Below are 14,799 nucleotides of genomic sequence, written 5' to 3'. Positions count from 1 at the left end.
CAGGGTTGCGGTACGGGAGGCCGGGCGCGGGAAACCGCGCCCGGCTTTTCCCTATCGGGTTCACTCGGCGCCGCCGTTCACCGCGCCGATCCGGCCAGTGGCTTTGCCGGTCGCACCACCGTCACCCCATCGATTATCTCGGTATCCGCACCGGCCGGCGGCGTCGTTCCCGCCAGGACCACATAGAGCCGGCCCGGCACGCGCTCCCCGGCCTGGAAGGCGATGGTTTCCTGGCGGTAGCGCTCCATCGTGGCGGTCGACCAGCGCGCGACATAGGCCTGGCGCACCGGCACGCCGTGATTCACCGCGCGCCACGCAATCTCCTGGAACCGGCCGAGATCGCGCGTCACGTCGGGGGCGTCGAACGAGATGTCGCGCGACGAGGCGATCAGCTCGTCCCAGCGCGCGCTGCGCGTGAAATTCTGGAACGGCATCGTCATCTCGGTATAGTGATAGGCACGGATGAGGCTCATCATCCCGGAGATGTCGACCAGCTGCACGACGACCAGCGCGGCAAGCACCGCCCCGCTCTGCCAGAGCCTGAGGCGGTACACGGCGACGATCGCGGCGAACACCAGGCTATAGCTGCACGGCCAGAACAGGCGGCCCGAAGCCCGCAGGGCATCGGTCACCGGGGTGACGAACGCGGGCAGTGGCAGGCTGACCAGCGCCACCCCACCGAATTCCAGCTCGTTGCTGATCGCAACCAGGGTCAGCACCAGCAGCGCGGGCAGCAGCCAGAGCAGCCGGCGATAAAGCCCGTCCTCGACCGGGCGGCGCGGCGCCGCCCAGCCGGCCGCCAGCCCGATGACCGCCAGGAGCAGCAGGCCGACGCCGAGATACTGGAAGCTCTCATAGGGCCGCAGGCCGCTCGGCGGGGTCGCCGGCAGGATCGTCGAAAAGCCCGGAAAATTCGGGTTCCACAGGCCATCGAGCGACATCGCGAACTTGCCATAGCCCCAGGGCCGCACGAACTCCCCGCCGGCGCCGAGCATCATCGCGATCGACCCGGTCGCCGCGAGGATCAGCGCGGAGCCCAGCACCAGCCGCCCCCGCTCCCGCCAGTCCGGCGCGACGGCGAACCGCTCGAGCATCGCGCTGCCCCATATCGCCGCCACCATCACGAACAGATAGCTGTGGACCAGCACCGCCGCGACCAGCACCGCCGCCCAGGCCAGCAGATTGCCCGCGCGGCGCGCATCGACGAACAGCCACAGCGCCCACAGGATCAGCCAGTGCGCCATCAGATTCACATGGACGTAGCGGTTGAACAAGGTCGGCAGCAGCGTCATCAGCACGACGCCCGCCCAGAGCGGGATCACACCGGGCGCATAGGGCCGCAGCAGCTTCCAGCTGAAGAAGACGTGCAGGAACAGGCACAGCAACATCCACGGGCCGACGAACTGCGCCTCGGCCGGCAGCAGCGGCGCGACCACCCACAACGCGATGCCCAGCAGCGGATTGCTGTCCGTGAACAACAGGGAGGCGCCTTCCGGCGCGTTGAGCAGCGGCGTGTGCAACGGCCCGTCGGCCCGGTGCAGAAAGGCATGCATGCCCAGCGCATTCTCGCCATTGTCGCCGCCGCGCAGCACCCAGCCAAGCTGGGTGGGATCGAGCATCGCCGGATGATAGGCCCAGAGGAACAGCAGCACGGCGATAAGGACCATCGGCAGCACGGGCAGGCCGGCGCGCAGGAGGTCGATGCCGTGGCGAACCCGCGGAGTCATGGTCAGCTGCCTGGTCCCTCGAGAACGGCCGTTACGATGACCAACCGGGGCCGACGCCACTCGCCCGAGGTCCTCCCCCTCTGGCCACCCGACCGCTTTTTGGCAAGGTCGTCGCTTGCTTGCGCTCACCGCGTCAGCAGTTTCCGCCGCCCCAGGACGATGAAACTCGCCGCGAACAGCAGCACGGTGAACAGCGTCAGCCAGTCGAGCGGCGCGGGCGCGGCCACGAAGCCGAGATGGGCCAGTATCGCCCAGCCGCCGCCCAGCGCCAGGATCAGGTAGAAGGCCATGTTGCCGGTCTCGTGCGACAGGGTGCGCCCCAGCTCGTCCGACATCCGCCATACCGCGATCCCCAGCGCGACCAGGACGAGGACCAGCGCCAGGGCGCCCGCCAGCGCCGGGACGGGCGGCAGCGGGTCTCCGCGCCCCGCGAGGCTCAGCCCGATCAGCAACAGGCCGTACATCCCCATCCAGATGAAGCTGTAGAAATAGAGCAGGCTGCGGTCGCGCATCTCCTCGGCCGCATCCTCGTCGCCGATGAGATCGGCGCCGGTCCGCGCGCTCGCCGTGAAAAGCATGCCCGTCATGGCGCAGATGAGGAGAACCAGGCCCGTAAAAGCGGCGACCGCCTCGGAGGCGCCCATCGCGCGGGCCGCGCCGATCGACCTGAAGGACCAGGCGGCGAGCAGGAACAGGCTGACCGCCACCGAATCGGCGACCAGGAAGTTGCGGAGATTCCGCGGCGTGACCGGCCGCTTCCGCCGGCTGAGGCCAACCACCGCCATCGCGGCGATCAGGCTCAGGCCCAGCACCGGGGCGACGCCCGGCTGGACTATCGCGCGGAGCCCGTCACGGTGCATCAGCGAGAGCGCCGCGCCCATGGCCAGGATGTAGGGAATCGCCGCCACGGCGCTCCACGCCACAAAATCGCGCCATACCGACACGGGTTGATTGCTCGCGATGGCCATCATTCGTCCTCCGGTTCCCAATGATCGATGAAGAGCTCAGGCACGGCGACGCCGAACAGCTTCGCCATGCGTAATGCCAGCGGCAGGCTGGGATCGTACTTGTCGGTCTCGACCGCGTTGATCGTCTGGCGCGAAACCCCGAGCCGCCGGGCAAGCTCGCCCTGGCTCCATCCCCGCCGCTCACGCATCGCCTTCAAGTTGCTTTCCAAGACGATCCTCCAAGCCTGTAAAGAGCTCTTTACAGACAGGCGTCTTATTGTCAAGAACTCTTTACAGGCCTAGGCGAAGACGCGGCGGCGCCAGCGGAAAGGCGGTGGCAGGGCATGAAGCCATCCGGTGCAGGGCATGGGCGGGAGCGTGGACAACAAGCGACCGGGCGGAAACCGCGCCTGCCCCCTCCCCCGACCTTCGTTGTCGATCTAGAGCGGCGAGCGTTAAATCTGATCCGTTCGTCCTGAGTAGGGATCGAGGTGCCGAAGGCGTATCGAGAGCCCGTATCGAAGGACAGGTTGTCGCGCGGAACCTGTCCTTCGATACGCCCTCTCGATACGCCGCTGCGCGGCTACTCGATGGCTACTCAGGACGAACGGGTGCTGGTGGCTCTGATTTAATGCAAGCTACTCTAGCGTCTCGGCGGCAGGAGAATTGACCAATGTGATAATACACCATATCACACTCACCCTGTGTTGTGAATCCGTTGCTGCTTGGAATCGTATAGAGTGAACAAGAGGCGAGCAGCGATGGGAGCTCGGGCCGACGCCCGGCGCGCTGACGCTCGCCTGCGCTTGCCCGGCAAGCGCTTGCGCTCGCTATGGATCTCAACGCTGTTCGTTGCGCTGCTGGCACTGACTTGGCAGAGCCTCACCCTCCAGACGCACGTTCACGCATGGCCGGATGGTGGCGTGACGGGTCTGACCGGAAATGCCGCCAGTCCGGCCCGGCCGGACACCGGGCATCCAGCACCGGATGTGCCGACTCCTTGTCCGATGTGCCAGGAGATGGCCCATTCCGGCAGTTATCTGCTGCCGAGCCCGCCCGCATTCCATCTGCCCCACGACATCGTCTCCTGGCACATCGTCATTCCCGCTCAGACGATTGCACCTCGGCAGCGCTCGCATACCTGGCAAAGCCGGGCGCCGCCGTACCAACTCCAAGCCTGAAAATCACCAATACGAACGAAGGCGAGTCGATCGCCTCGTCGCGTCTCGACGGATTCCTCGAAGGAATTCGCCGCCAAGGTTCTGGAGTTTCATTATGCGATATCTGCTCTTGCTGGGCGCTGCGACCGCGGCGCTGCTGCCCCATGCCGCCGCCGCCGAAGACCCAACCACCGTTCCGACCGAGGTGTCCTCGACGGGCCCGGACAAGATCGATCCGGATTCGACTGATCAATCCCGCAACGGTGACATTATCGTCACCGGATCGCCACTAGGGTCGGAAACCGCGACGATCGTGGCCACCGTGGATCGCGACCAGATCGTGAAGACGGGCGGTGGCAACATCGCCGACGCGCTCAGCGAGGTGCCCGGCGTCGCCGGCACGGGCTTCGCCTCGGGTGCGAGCCGGCCGATCATCCGTGGCATGGACGCAACGCGCGTGCGCATGCTCGAAGACGGCAGTAGCGCCTCCGACGTGTCGGACATCGGCCCGGACCACGGCGTACCGATCGATCCACTCTCCGCTCAGCGCATCGAGGTCGTGCGCGGGGCGGCGACGCTGCGCTATGGTAGCCAGGCGATCGGCGGCGTGGTCAACGTGATCAACAATCGCGTGCCGACCGATCTGCCGACGCGCGACCTTTCGGGCGAGGCGAGCGGCAGCTACGCGACCAATGCCGATACGTGGCAGGGTTCGGCGCTTGCCGATGCGAAGGTCGGCAACCTCGCGCTGCACGCCGATGGCTTTTATCGTCATGCCGGTGATTACGACACCCCGCTCGGCACCCAGTCGAATTCGTTCCTGCGCGGATGGGGCGGCGCGCTCGGTGGCTCCTATTTTTTCGGGCCCGACAATGGCAGCCATGTCGGCGCGACGGTGATCCACTATGCCGCGCAGTACGGCATTCCGGCCGACACTGCCTGGATCGATATGCGGCAGACCAAGGTGATCGGGCGTTCGCTGTTTACGCTCGGCGACGGCACGCTCCAGTCGCTGTCGATCGACGGCAGCTATGGCGATTATAGCCATGACGAGAAAAACCCCGACGGTTCGATCAACACGACCTTCAAGAACAAGGAGCTCGACAGCCATGCAGAATTGCTGCTCGGTCCGATCGGCTTTTTCTCCAGGACGGCGCTAGGCATCCAGGCCGGCCACCGCGATTTCTCCGCGATCGGTGAGGACAGCGCCTATCTCCAGCCGGCCACCTCGCGGAGCGCCGCGGCCTACCTGTTCACTGAGGTGCCGGTGGGCACCGCGCTCCACCTCCAGGCCAGTGGGCGGGTCGAAGACGTCCATGTCGAGGGCACGCCCGCGTCGGACGTCCTCACGCGCCGCGACTTCACGCCAGTGAGCGGTGCTATTGGCGCGCTGCTCGACCTGAGCCCGGCCGTCAAGCTGGGCGCGACCTTTGCGAGCACCGGTCGTGCGCCCGCGATCACCGAATTGTTTGCCCGCGGCGGACATGACGGCCCGCAGACCTTCGAAACCGGTGACCCGATGCTCAAGATTGAGCGCGCCAATTCGCTCGAGGGTACGCTCAGGGTAAATTCGGGACCGTTCCGCTTCGAAGGTAGCGTCTACGCCACCTGGTTCCATAACTATATCTTCGGCCAGTTGACCGGCCGCACCTGCGACGATGACGGCGTGTGCGCAGTCGGCGACGGCGGGGAGTTGAAGGAACTCAATTATGGCCAGCAAGGCGCACGCTTCTCGGGACTGGAAGCCGCGGCGCACTATCGACTGTTGAAGACGGAGGTCGGCGGCCTCGAGGTCAAGGCACTCGGCGACTATACCCGGGCGAAACTTGACGATGGCAGCAACGTGCCCCGCATCCCGCCCTACCGGATCGGCGGCGGACTGGACTGGACCAGCCCGCGCGTCGACGCAGGCTTCCTGCTGATGCATGTCGGCAGGCAGGACAAGTTCGGCGATTTCGACACCGAAACCGACGGGTACAACACGCTCAGCGCGAATCTCGCCGTGCGCCCGTTCAGGAATCATCCGGGGATCGAACTGGCGGTGGTCGGACAGAATTTGACCGACGACGTCATCCGCAACGCCTCCGCGTTCAACAAGGAAGATGTCGTGATGCCAGGCCGCACCATCCGTTTCGTCCTCCGGGCAGCGTCTTTCTAAGCCCCACGCGCCGCTGCGGGTCTTCCCGCGGCGGCACGGTTTCGGCCGGCACGGATCTGGAGAAACATCATGACCTGCGGACAACGGGCCGCCTGCCCCCCGGTTGCCGATTGGTTCGAGCGGGCAGCGGTCGGCGCCTCGATGCTGTGCCTGATCCACTGCATTGGGCTCCCGCTACTCCTCGCGGCATTGCCTGCTCTCTCCAGGCTGATCGCATTGCCCGAGAGCTTTCATGTCTGGGTACTGGGTTTTGCACTCCCAACCTCGGGCGCGGCGTTGCTCCTGGGACATCGGGGACATCGCGCATACTCCCCCGCAATTATAGGGGGTGTAGGCCTCGCCCTCCTGGCGGTCGGCGCATTGTTCGTGTCCGGCAATCGCTGGGAGACGCCCGCGACCATCATTGGCAGCGCCTGCCTGATCTTCGCCCATCTCTCGAATTGGCGGCTGCGCCATCGCCGGCATCGGCATGGCTGAGTCCAGGCGACGGTCGCGCTACGTGCATGAAGCTGTCATGCAAATCTTGCGGGAACAGCGCCGTCCACTGAGCGGACGGGAATTGGCCAAACAGCTGCGCGACCGAGGAAATGTGGTTCCTCTCAGCATGATCTTTCGGGAGATCAGGCGGTTGATCGATCATGGGGTGGCGCGCAAAATCTTCGTCGCTGGGGGCTATGCGCTGGTCGGTGAAAAACGGGTAGCGGTGCTTTGGTGTTCCGAATGCGGTGAATTCAACGAAATTCATTGCGCCGAGGCATTCGACGGACTCGAAAACCTCGTGATGGCGGCGGGGCTAAAGGACCCACGATATTTCGTCGAGCTTGCCGGGCTGTGCGCGCACTGTGTCAGGACGTTGGCTGACTAGGCGACGTGGACAAACGGCCGGAGTGCGTTCCGCGTTATCCTCGGCCTATCGCTTTTCGAGTCCTGCCGTCCTTGGCGGCATCGACGCCCCGCCCCCACCCCGCTACACCGCGCGCCATGACGACTCAGCTCTACGATCTCACCGTCCCGATCTTCCTCCGGGGCTTCCACGCAATGTCCACCTTCCTCGCCAAGGGGGAGGCCTTCGCCGCCGAGAAGGGGCTGGATCCAACGGCGCTGCTCACCGCCCGGCTGATCGAGGATATGGCGCCGCTCACCGGCCAGATTCAGCGCGCCAGCGACACGGCGAAGCTCGCCGCAGTCCGCCTCGGCGGGGTCGAGAACCTTCCCATGGCCGATGAGGAAACCAGCTTCGCCGACCTGCAGGCGCGCATCGCGAAGACGGTCGCCTTCCTCCAGGCCGTCCCGCGCGAGGCGATCGACGGCAAGGAGGAGACCACCGTCACCCTCACCACGCCCGGCGGCTCGATCGACTTCACCGGCCGTTCCTATGTGACCAATTTCGCCCTGCCGAACTTCTATTTCCACATCACGACCGCCTACGCCCTGCTGCGCCACAAGGGCGTGCCGATCGGCAAGCTGGACTATCTCGGCGCGCGCTGATGCCCGTGCGACCATCGGCAACGCGCGCGGCCGCGCTCGCCGCCGCCCTGCTCCTGTCGGGCTGCGACGGCGGTGGCGGCAAGGCCGACGGCGCGACGGGCACCCAGTTCAGGCCGATCGGCACGGACGTCTTCGCCGTCACGATCGCCCCGAACGCCGATGTCCGGAAGACCGAGGCCGCCCTTCGCAAGCAGTGCGAGGGCCGGCAGGCCTGCACCATCTATGGCTGGACGGACCCCGCCGCCGCCGCGCGGGCTGAGCCCCTCACCGACCCGCAAAACGCGACCCTCGCGGTACGCTACACGCACAATGCGATCGGCCGGGACGACACGGAGTGGGACTGCATCCGCTTCAGCAAGGCAAAGGCCCCTTGCCTGCCGAAAGCGTAAACGGGGACTGAGGCCCGCGCCGCCGCCCCTGGCACCCGTTCCAGTCGACTGGAGACCTAGCCTGTCGCAAGCGTCTTCGAGAGGCTCGATGGCACTCGGTCGGGCTTCGCTCCTTGCGGCGCGGAAGAGGTTTCACGCGAAGCCGCGAAGACGCGAAGCAGAAGACGCAGAGCATAGAGCGATCGCCCTGCCGCCGGCCTTCCGCGAAAGCGACCGCTCGATCCCGTCCGCGCCCTGCCCAATCTCCCTTCGCGCCTCCGCGTCTTCGCGTGAACCAAATCAGGCCAGCCCGGACGGACGCCGATAGTGGATCCACCCCCGACCATCCCCGATTCAACCCGCCGCGCCCCTGTGCTCAAATCTCCCGGAACCGCCCGCACGCCACCTCGTTCGGGCACCGAACTACTCGATTCAACGGGCGAGAAAGCGTGAAGAAACTACGACCCATTCTCATAATTCTGGAAGTAAAAGGCGAATACCCCTTCAGTACGCTGAATCGCCTTTCGCCACGTCCAGACAGTCCCCGCGCCAAGGCAGATTCCGATCCTCGCCGATTTTCTTGCAGGCCCGAAGAAACACTAAAAAAATTCGGGGTCGACGTCGGCTGGCAAAAATCATCGAATAGTTCGAGATTTTTCGCAGACCCGCGCAAAGCATGCCGCGAATTCTTCGTGACTATCATCCCGCCGCTCCAACACCCGCCGGCGAAAGGCGCATGATTGATTCAACCGTCCCCCACCCTCCTCTATTCCGGCCGCAGACATAGCCCACACCGCTCTTTTCATCGTCCAACCCCTTCCCACGCAGCGCTTCGACAAGCGCCCCGCGACCGGTAAAGCACGCAAATGGTCGCGAAACGCTCCTTCCCCCCGGTCGTGAACCCGCAGGTCCGCCTGCTCGTGCTCGGCAGCCTCCCCGGTGATCGCTCGCTCGACGTACAGCGTTATTACGCGCATCCGCAGAACCAGTTCTGGCGGCTCATGTCCGGCGTCATCGATCGCGATCTGACCGCGCTCGCTTATGAAGACCGCCTCGCCGCCCTGCTCGCCGCCCATGTCGGCCTGTGGGATGTCGTCGCCAGCGCCCGCCGCGACGGCAGCAGCGACGCCGCGATCCGCGATCTCGTCGGCAACGATCTCGCCGGGCTGGTCGCCACCCTGCCCGATCTCCGCGCGATCGGCTTCAACGGCGCCACCTCCTTCCGCCACGGCACGAAGCAACTCGGCGACGCCCCCGGCCTCGCGCTGGTCGCCCTCCCCTCCAGCAGCCCCCTCCACACCGTCGGCGCAGCGGCGAAACAACCCGCATGGAACGCGCTGCGGGAATATCTGGCCTAACCACAACCCCCTCCCCCTTCTTGCTTCCCCGGCGAAGGCCGGGGCCCAGTTGGGAGACGCTTGGAAACGGTCGGCGCGCTAGTCACGAACCCTTCCCCTACTGGGCCCCGGCCTCCGCCGGGGAAGGTAAAAGGAAGTCCCGAATCCGATTCAACAAATCCCATCGTTCATGCTATGTTCCACCCGTGCCGGACGACTCGCCCCTCCTGCCCCCACGCCCGCTGCGCTGGCTGTTCCTCGACCTGAACAGCTATTTCGCGAGCGTGGAGCAGCAGCTCCAGCCCGAACTGCGCGGCAAGCCCGTCCTCGTCGCGCCGGTCGACAGCGACACCACCGTCGCCATCGCCGCCTCGGTCGAGGCGAAGCGCTACGGCATCTCCACCGGCACGCCCGTCTGGGAAGCGAAACGCCTCTGCCGCGACCTCATCATCACGCCCGCCCGGCACGAGAAATATGTCGAGTTCCACGACGCCATCATCGAGGAGATCTGGAAACACGTCCCCGTCACCCGCGTCTGCTCGATCGACGAGGTCGCCTGCCGCCTGCTCGACAATGAGAACAGCCCCGAGGCCGCGATCGCGCTGGCGCACCGCATCAAGGCCGGCATCCGCGCCAATGTCGGCGAGTGCATGACCAGCTCGGTCGGCATCGCGCCCAACCGCCTGCTCGCCAAGCTCGCCTCGGACATGATGAAGCCCGACGGCCTGGTCGTGCTCTCCGCAGACCAGCTTCCCCAGCGCCTGTTCGACATGCCGCTGCGCGACATCGCGGGCATCGGCGCAAAGATGGAGCGGCGCCTCGCGCAGGACGGCATCAACGACATCCGTCAGCTGTGCGAACGCCGCCCGCGCGACGCCGGCACCGCCTGGGGCGGCACCAATGGCGACCGGCTCTGGTATCTGCTCCACGGCGTAGACCTGCCCGAGAAGGCGACGCAGAACCGTTCGATCGGCCACAGCCATGTCCTCTCGCCCGGCAAGCGCGGCGTGGAACCGGTCCGCCTCACCGCGCGCCGTCTCGCGCTCAAGGCGGCGAGCCGGCTGCGGCGCAAATCCTGTCGCAGCCGCCTGCTCGTGCTCCACGCCCGGTTCGAGGATGACAAGTCGACCTGGCGCGCCAGCATCAAGCTGCCCGCCACGCAGGACAGTTTCGCGGTGCTGGCCGGGCTCGAGGCGCTCTACCCGCGGCTGGTCGCGGTCGGCCGCGCCCGTCCGGGCGACTTCCAGATCCGCATGGTTGGCGTCACCCTCGCCGAGATCGAGCCGGTGGCGGGGGAGCAGGACTCGCTGTTCGCGCTGCTCGATCCGGACGACCCGCTGGCACGCGAGACTCGCACGCTCTCGCTCAGCCGCGCGATGGACCGAATCAACCAGCGATTCGGCCGGAACGCGGTCAGTGTCGGCCCGCTTCATGGTGGCAGATTGGACCGGGTCGGCACCAAGATCGCCTTTGGAAGAATCCCGGAATTGAGCGAGTTCCACGAATAGTCCGACACTTGCCAATGCTTTTTGATATTACGATTTTGTGACCGCCCGGAATGGGTCGGAGAATCCTATACGATGCACTAATAAGCTATTGACGCACCCCATTCTGTGAGCAAAGCAGCCTCCGACATGACGAGCCGCTTCATCCCCCTCGCCGCCGTCGCGCTTCTCGCGCTTTCGGCCTGTAACAACGACAAGCCGGAGACGGTCACCTTGACCGCGCCGGATCCGCAGGCGGCCGAAATCGCCAATCGCGCGCCGGTCGAACTGCCGCCCGCGATGAAGGCGGAAGCGACCATGCGTTGCAAGGACAACAGCCTCGTCTACGTCACCTTCTTCGAAGGCGACAAGATGGCGGTGGTCAAGCTGGCCAAGGACGGCCCGGCGACGACGCTGAAGGCCGAAAAGGCCGGCGATCCGCTCAAGGCGGAGGGCTATTCGCTCACCGGCACGCCCAAGAGCATCAGCCTGACCGCACCGGGCAAGGGCTCGACCACCTGCCACCAGTAAGGCACGGGTTCATCGACTTCCAACAGGCCGGCGGAGCGATCCGCCGGCCTTTTTCATGTGCCGAACGGTTGCGCGGTTCCAGCGGGTCGGGCACGATGCCGCTATGGCGACCATCGCGATCTACAGCCTCAAGGGCGGCGTCGGAAAGACCACGCTGGCGGTCAACCTCGCCTGGTGCGCCGCGACCCTCTCGGCCCGCCGCACTCTGTTATGGGATCTCGACCCGCAAGCCGCGAGCAGCTTCCTGCTCTCGTCGGGCGGCAAGACCAGGGATCAGGCCCAGTCGATCTTCTCGAAGGACGTCGAGCCGTCCAGGTTGATTCAACCCACCGGCATCGATCGGTTAGACCTGATCAGCGCCGACTCGTCGCTGCGCGGGCTCGACCTGCTCTTCCACGAGCTCGACAAGAAGAAACGCCTGCAAAAACTGCTTACGGGCCTCCGCAAATCCTATGACCGCATCCTGCTCGATTGTCCCCCCGGCCTCACCGAGACGAGCGACCAGGTGATGCGCGCCGCGGACCTGATCGTGGTGCCCGTCATCCCCTCGCCCCTCTCCGAGCGGGCTTATGCCGAGGTGGTCAAGCATCTCGGCAGCAAGGCACAAATCATGCCCGTCCATTCGATGGTCGACCGCCGCCGCAAGCTCCATGCCGCGGCGCTGGCGCGCAACCCCGACTGGCCGGTCGTGCCCATGGCCAGCATCGTCGAGTCGATGGCGGTGCGCCGCGCGCCGGTCGGCGCCTATGCTGCGAAGTCGCCGGGCGGCCAGGCCTTTGCCCAGCTCTGGCAGGCGATCGAACGGCGGCTGGTACAGTGAAGGCTGGGCCGCCCGATCCGGCGGCTGCGTTCACGCCGCTCGATCCGCAGCTGGTGCTCGGCGCCTATGCGATCGGCGTTTTCCCCATGGCCGATGCCCGCGACGCCGACGGGGTCTATTGGGTCGAGCCAAAATTCCGCGCGATCCTGCCGCTCGACGGCTTCCATCTCTCGCATTCGCTGCGCAAGACCATCGCCTCGGACCGCTTTCGCGTCACTGGCGATGCTGCCTTCGAACGCGTGATCGCGCTCTGCGCCGAATCGGCCGCCGATCGCCCCGACACCTGGATCAACCCGCAGATCGAGCAGGCCTCGATCGAGCTGCATCGCCTGGGTTTCGCTCATTCGGTCGAAGTGTGGGACGGCGACCAGTTGGTCGGCGGGCTCTACGGCATCGCGCTGGGCCGGGCGTTCTTCGGGGAATCCATGGTCAGCCGCGCGCGCGACGCGTCGAAGGTGGCGATCGCCTGGCTGGTCGCGCGGCTGCGTATCGGCGGTTTCACCCTGCTCGACTGCCAGTTCATGACGGATCATCTCGCCTCGCTGGGGGCGGTCGAGATTCCGCGCAGCACCTATGTCGGGTTGCTGTCCGCGGCGGTCGACGGGGTGGTCGGCACCGGCGCCTCGGCGGCGGGCGCTGCCTCGGCGGGCGACTTCTTCGCGCTCGACCGCGGCGTGCCCTCGTCGCTGCCGATCGGCACCGACTCGGGGCCGCCGGCAGGGAAGGTCATCGCGCAGCTCTTGGTCCAGACATCGTAGATCGGGTGCTGTACGACGTTCAGCGCCGGGCGCTCCTTGTACAGCCAGCCCGAGAATGCCCGCTTCCAGGTCCGGTCGAGCTGCTGCACGTCGAGCTGGACAAACGCCCCGGTATAATGGTCCTGCTCCCAGGGCGCGGTCTGCTCGCAGGCGCGCAGCCGGATGATCACGTCGCCCACCCGCACCGCCTGGCCCGGCTTGAGCGTCACGTCGCGCGCGACGCCATTGCGCTTGTTGAGCAGCCCGATCACCGCGACGCGCTGCGCCATCGGCGTGGCGCCGAACGACGGATCCGCGCCGGCCGGCACATCGACCGTCACCACGCCGGACGGCGGCTGATCCTCGTCGAGCGCCGTCTTCGTCGTCGCCTTGGAGCCGGACGTGGCGGCTTTCCGGTCGCACGCGCCGGTCGCGAGCAGCGCAAGGATCGCCGCGCCGCCCAGCAGTCGACGCATCACTCCGGAGTCCAGGCTTCGTAATCGCCGGTGGCGGCGGCGCGATGACCGCCCTTTTCCAGCGCCCCGGGCGGGCGATAGGCAAGCGCGGTGCCGGTCATGTTCGGCACCGCGGGCTTCTCCCACATGCGCGGCGCGGGCAGCGCACGATCGGGCAGGTCGTCGACCTGGTGGTGCAGCCAGCCGAACCATTCGGGCGAGACGCGGCTCGCATCATTGGCGCCGGCATAGATCACCCAGCGGCGCGGAATGCCGTTGGGGTCGGTGCCGCCCTGATAATAGACGTTGCCGAGATGGTCCTCGCCGACCTGCGTCTTGCCGCGCAGGCCGATCATGGTGCCCCAGGAGGCGCCGTTCCACCAGGTGAATGGATTGAGGTTGATGCCCATGCGCCGCCGCTTACCCGTTGCTCGCCACGCGGGCAACTGCCCTCTCGCAGGTCCGCCTCATCACTTGCCGTGACCGGCCCAGGTCACCTTGTCACCCTCGGCGATGCCAAGCTCCGCCGAGCGACCGCCGTTGATCTCCAGCACCGCCGCGACCGGCTCGCCCGAAGGGATCGGCGTTTCGGAAAAGGGCACGGTGTTCTCGGCGATCGTCGCGATCGTGCCGTCGGCGCGGATGAAGATGATGTCGAGCGGGCTCGGCGTGTTCTTCATCCAGAAGCTCGCTTCCTTCGGCCCGCCGCCATTGGGCGGATAGGGTGCGAACAGCATGCCGGCGTTGGGCGCGATGCCGGTGCGGAACATCAGGCCGTGCTGCTGTTCCTGCTCGGTCTTCGCCGTCTCGACGGTGAAGTCGTGCGTGCCGTTGGCGCTGGCGATGGTCAGCGCGATCGTCGTCGCGGGCGTTTCCGCGGCGCCGGAGGAAGCCGTCGCGCCATCGCTGGAACAGGCGGTAAGCGTCAGCGCGGCCAGCGCAAACGCCGCCGCGAAATTCTTCAGCATCATGACAGACTCAGCCTTCCTCTTCGACCACTACCGCGAGCGGGCCCTTGCGGCCCTCGACGATGCGCGCCCGAAGGCGCCGATCGGGCTCGACTTCGGCGATGCCGGCACGCCGCAGCGTTTCCATATGGACGAATATATCGGCTGAATCCGCATCGCGCACGAGGAATCCATAGCCTTTCAGGCGATTGAACCACTTGACCGTTACTGCCTCGAACGGCCCCGCATCCTCGACCAGCGCCGCGGGATCGATCCGGTCCTCGCCCTGCCTGAGCCTGACCGGCGGCTCGATCGCGTTGGTCAGGTCGATCGAGATGATCTCGCTCGCCTGGAAGCCGCGCTCGCGCCGTACCGCATGGCAATCGACGCGCGCGCCCTCGGGCAAGCTGCGGCGACCGTGCGGCTGAAGGACGGAAAAGTGGATCAGGACATCCCCGATCGAAGGATCGTCGGCGACGATAAAGCCGAAGCCCCGGGTGACGTCGAACCATTTGAGCGTGCCCGATACCAGCGGCGCAGCCGAAAACGCGACGGGCGACGCCTCGTCGATCGACTCATCCCAGGCCCGGCCCCCGAACGCCGGTTGCGGATCGTTACGCATGACCAACTAATCCCCCGG

The 14,799-nt window shown here is 66.4% G+C and carries 17 protein-coding genes and 1 pseudogene; 11 read left to right on the top strand and 7 right to left on the bottom strand.

Annotation, left to right across the window (positions count from 1 at the left end; genetic code table 11):
• Positions 1 to 77: 77 nt before the first annotated feature.
• The 3 genes from AC1DX5_RS18940 to AC1DX5_RS18930 all read right to left on the bottom strand — a co-directional run bounded on the left by AC1DX5_RS18940 (position 78) and on the right by AC1DX5_RS18930 (position 2,883).
• Positions 78 to 1,727, bottom strand: coding sequence for a DUF6311 domain-containing protein (locus AC1DX5_RS18940; RefSeq protein ID WP_478016736.1), 1,650 nt, complete (start codon positions 1,725 to 1,727; stop codon positions 78 to 80).
• A gap of 125 nt (positions 1,728 to 1,852) precedes the next feature.
• Positions 1,853 to 2,698, bottom strand: coding sequence for a hypothetical protein (locus tag AC1DX5_RS18935; protein WP_478016734.1), 846 nt, complete (start codon positions 2,696 to 2,698; stop codon positions 1,853 to 1,855).
• The gene (locus AC1DX5_RS18930; protein ID WP_478016815.1) at positions 2,695 to 2,883 is read right to left on the bottom strand and encodes a helix-turn-helix transcriptional regulator; all 189 of its coding nucleotides are present in this window, start codon (positions 2,881 to 2,883) and stop codon (positions 2,695 to 2,697) included. Before AC1DX5_RS18930 ends, AC1DX5_RS18935 begins: the two co-directional genes overlap by 4 nt.
• Positions 2,884 to 3,435: 552 nt before the next feature.
• On the opposite strand from AC1DX5_RS18930, the gene AC1DX5_RS18925 reads away from it, so the two are divergent.
• The 11 genes from AC1DX5_RS18925 (at position 3,436) to aat (ending at position 12,778) form a co-directional block, all read left to right on the top strand.
• Positions 3,436 to 3,855: a hypothetical protein gene (locus AC1DX5_RS18925; RefSeq protein WP_478016732.1), complete on the top strand. Its 420-nt coding sequence runs from the start codon at positions 3,436 to 3,438 to the stop codon at positions 3,853 to 3,855.
• Positions 3,856 to 3,949: 94 nt separating this feature from the next.
• Entirely contained in the window at positions 3,950 to 5,992 is a 2,043-nt protein-coding gene (locus tag AC1DX5_RS18920; protein WP_478016730.1) for a TonB-dependent receptor, read from the top strand.
• Positions 5,993 to 6,061: 69 nt separating this feature from the next.
• Positions 6,062 to 6,469 carry a MerC domain-containing protein gene (locus AC1DX5_RS18915; RefSeq protein WP_478016728.1) on the top strand — a complete coding sequence of 136 codons (408 nt, stop codon included), beginning with the start codon at positions 6,062 to 6,064 and terminating at the stop codon, positions 6,467 to 6,469.
• Between the two features lie 37 nt (positions 6,470 to 6,506).
• On the top strand, positions 6,507 to 6,857 hold the full coding sequence (locus AC1DX5_RS18910; protein ID WP_478016726.1) for a hypothetical protein: 351 nt from the start codon (positions 6,507 to 6,509) through the stop codon (positions 6,855 to 6,857).
• 116 nt (positions 6,858 to 6,973) lie between these two features.
• Positions 6,974 to 7,480: a DUF1993 domain-containing protein gene (locus AC1DX5_RS18905; protein ID WP_465174082.1), complete on the top strand. Its 507-nt coding sequence runs from the start codon at positions 6,974 to 6,976 to the stop codon at positions 7,478 to 7,480.
• A complete protein-coding gene (locus tag AC1DX5_RS18900; RefSeq protein WP_478016724.1) occupies positions 7,480 to 7,869 on the top strand; it encodes a hypothetical protein in 390 nt (129 codons plus the stop codon). Before AC1DX5_RS18905 ends, AC1DX5_RS18900 begins: the two co-directional genes overlap by 1 nt.
• Before the next feature lie 845 nt (positions 7,870 to 8,714).
• The gene (locus AC1DX5_RS18895) at positions 8,715 to 9,206 is read left to right on the top strand and encodes a DNA-deoxyinosine glycosylase (RefSeq protein ID WP_478016721.1); all 492 of its coding nucleotides are present in this window, start codon (positions 8,715 to 8,717) and stop codon (positions 9,204 to 9,206) included.
• A gap of 185 nt (positions 9,207 to 9,391) precedes the next feature.
• Complete coding sequence (locus tag AC1DX5_RS18890; protein WP_478016719.1) at positions 9,392 to 10,693, top strand: Y-family DNA polymerase; 1,302 nt, start codon at positions 9,392 to 9,394, stop codon at positions 10,691 to 10,693.
• Positions 10,694 to 10,819: 126 nt separating this feature from the next.
• On the top strand, positions 10,820 to 11,200 hold the full coding sequence (locus AC1DX5_RS18885) for a hypothetical protein (protein WP_465173958.1): 381 nt from the start codon (positions 10,820 to 10,822) through the stop codon (positions 11,198 to 11,200).
• A gap of 103 nt (positions 11,201 to 11,303) precedes the next feature.
• Positions 11,304 to 12,020, top strand: coding sequence for a ParA family protein (locus tag AC1DX5_RS18880; protein ID WP_465169545.1), 717 nt, complete (start codon positions 11,304 to 11,306; stop codon positions 12,018 to 12,020).
• The gene (gene aat / locus AC1DX5_RS18875) at positions 12,017 to 12,778 is read left to right on the top strand and encodes a leucyl/phenylalanyl-tRNA--protein transferase (RefSeq protein ID WP_478016716.1); all 762 of its coding nucleotides are present in this window, start codon (positions 12,017 to 12,019) and stop codon (positions 12,776 to 12,778) included. Before AC1DX5_RS18880 ends, aat begins: the two co-directional genes overlap by 4 nt.
• Before the next feature lie 35 nt (positions 12,779 to 12,813).
• Here aat and AC1DX5_RS18870 read toward each other — a convergent pair.
• The 4 genes and pseudogenes from AC1DX5_RS18870 to AC1DX5_RS18855 form a co-directional block, all read right to left on the bottom strand.
• Positions 12,814 to 13,047 (bottom strand): annotated as a pseudogene (locus tag AC1DX5_RS18870) (DUF2155 domain-containing protein); the annotation flags it as partial.
• 185 nt (positions 13,048 to 13,232) lie between these two features.
• Positions 13,233 to 13,622: an NADH:ubiquinone oxidoreductase subunit NDUFA12 gene (locus AC1DX5_RS18865; protein WP_465169547.1), complete on the bottom strand. Its 390-nt coding sequence runs from the start codon at positions 13,620 to 13,622 to the stop codon at positions 13,233 to 13,235.
• 60 nt (positions 13,623 to 13,682) lie between these two features.
• On the bottom strand, positions 13,683 to 14,180 hold the full coding sequence (locus tag AC1DX5_RS18860) for a DUF192 domain-containing protein (protein ID WP_478016814.1): 498 nt from the start codon (positions 14,178 to 14,180) through the stop codon (positions 13,683 to 13,685).
• A 10-nt stretch (positions 14,181 to 14,190) separates the two neighbouring features.
• A complete protein-coding gene (locus AC1DX5_RS18855) occupies positions 14,191 to 14,781 on the bottom strand; it encodes a cold-shock protein (RefSeq protein WP_465169548.1) in 591 nt (196 codons plus the stop codon).
• Positions 14,782 to 14,799 lie beyond the last annotated feature (18 nt).

The organism is Sphingomonas sp. P2_B6 (genome assembly GCF_056404755.1).
Note: the sequence above shows the minus strand (reverse complement) of the source record. Positions and strands in the feature narration are given on the sequence as shown.

Bases quoted from the DNA above. Each gene is read 5' to 3' on its own strand.
- AC1DX5_RS18940 (WP_478016736.1), bottom strand. From the start codon at position 1,727: ATGACTCCGCGGGTTCGCCACGGCATCGACCTCCTGCGCGCCGGCCTG.
- AC1DX5_RS18905 (WP_465174082.1), top strand. From the start codon at position 6,974: ATGACGACTCAGCTCTACGATCTCACCGTCCCGATCTTCCTCCGGGGC.
- AC1DX5_RS18885 (WP_465173958.1), top strand. From the start codon at position 10,820: ATGACGAGCCGCTTCATCCCCCTCGCCGCCGTCGCGCTTCTCGCGCTT.
- AC1DX5_RS18915 (WP_478016728.1), top strand. From the start codon at position 6,062: ATGACCTGCGGACAACGGGCCGCCTGCCCCCCGGTTGCCGATTGGTTC.
- AC1DX5_RS18925 (WP_478016732.1), top strand. From the start codon at position 3,436: ATGGGAGCTCGGGCCGACGCCCGGCGCGCTGACGCTCGCCTGCGCTTG.
- AC1DX5_RS18910 (WP_478016726.1), top strand. From the start codon at position 6,507: ATGCAAATCTTGCGGGAACAGCGCCGTCCACTGAGCGGACGGGAATTG.
- AC1DX5_RS18855 (WP_465169548.1), bottom strand. From the start codon at position 14,781: ATGCGTAACGATCCGCAACCGGCGTTCGGGGGCCGGGCCTGGGATGAG.
- AC1DX5_RS18920 (WP_478016730.1), top strand. From the start codon at position 3,950: ATGCGATATCTGCTCTTGCTGGGCGCTGCGACCGCGGCGCTGCTGCCC.
- AC1DX5_RS18935 (WP_478016734.1), bottom strand. From the start codon at position 2,698: ATGATGGCCATCGCGAGCAATCAACCCGTGTCGGTATGGCGCGATTTT.
- AC1DX5_RS18860 (WP_478016814.1), bottom strand. From the start codon at position 14,180: ATGCTGAAGAATTTCGCGGCGGCGTTTGCGCTGGCCGCGCTGACGCTT.
- AC1DX5_RS18930 (WP_478016815.1), bottom strand. From the start codon at position 2,883: ATGCGTGAGCGGCGGGGATGGAGCCAGGGCGAGCTTGCCCGGCGGCTC.
- AC1DX5_RS18880 (WP_465169545.1), top strand. From the start codon at position 11,304: ATGGCGACCATCGCGATCTACAGCCTCAAGGGCGGCGTCGGAAAGACC.
- AC1DX5_RS18865 (WP_465169547.1), bottom strand. From the start codon at position 13,622: ATGGGCATCAACCTCAATCCATTCACCTGGTGGAACGGCGCCTCCTGG.
- AC1DX5_RS18895 (WP_478016721.1), top strand. From the start codon at position 8,715: ATGGTCGCGAAACGCTCCTTCCCCCCGGTCGTGAACCCGCAGGTCCGC.
- AC1DX5_RS18900 (WP_478016724.1), top strand. From the start codon at position 7,480: ATGCCCGTGCGACCATCGGCAACGCGCGCGGCCGCGCTCGCCGCCGCC.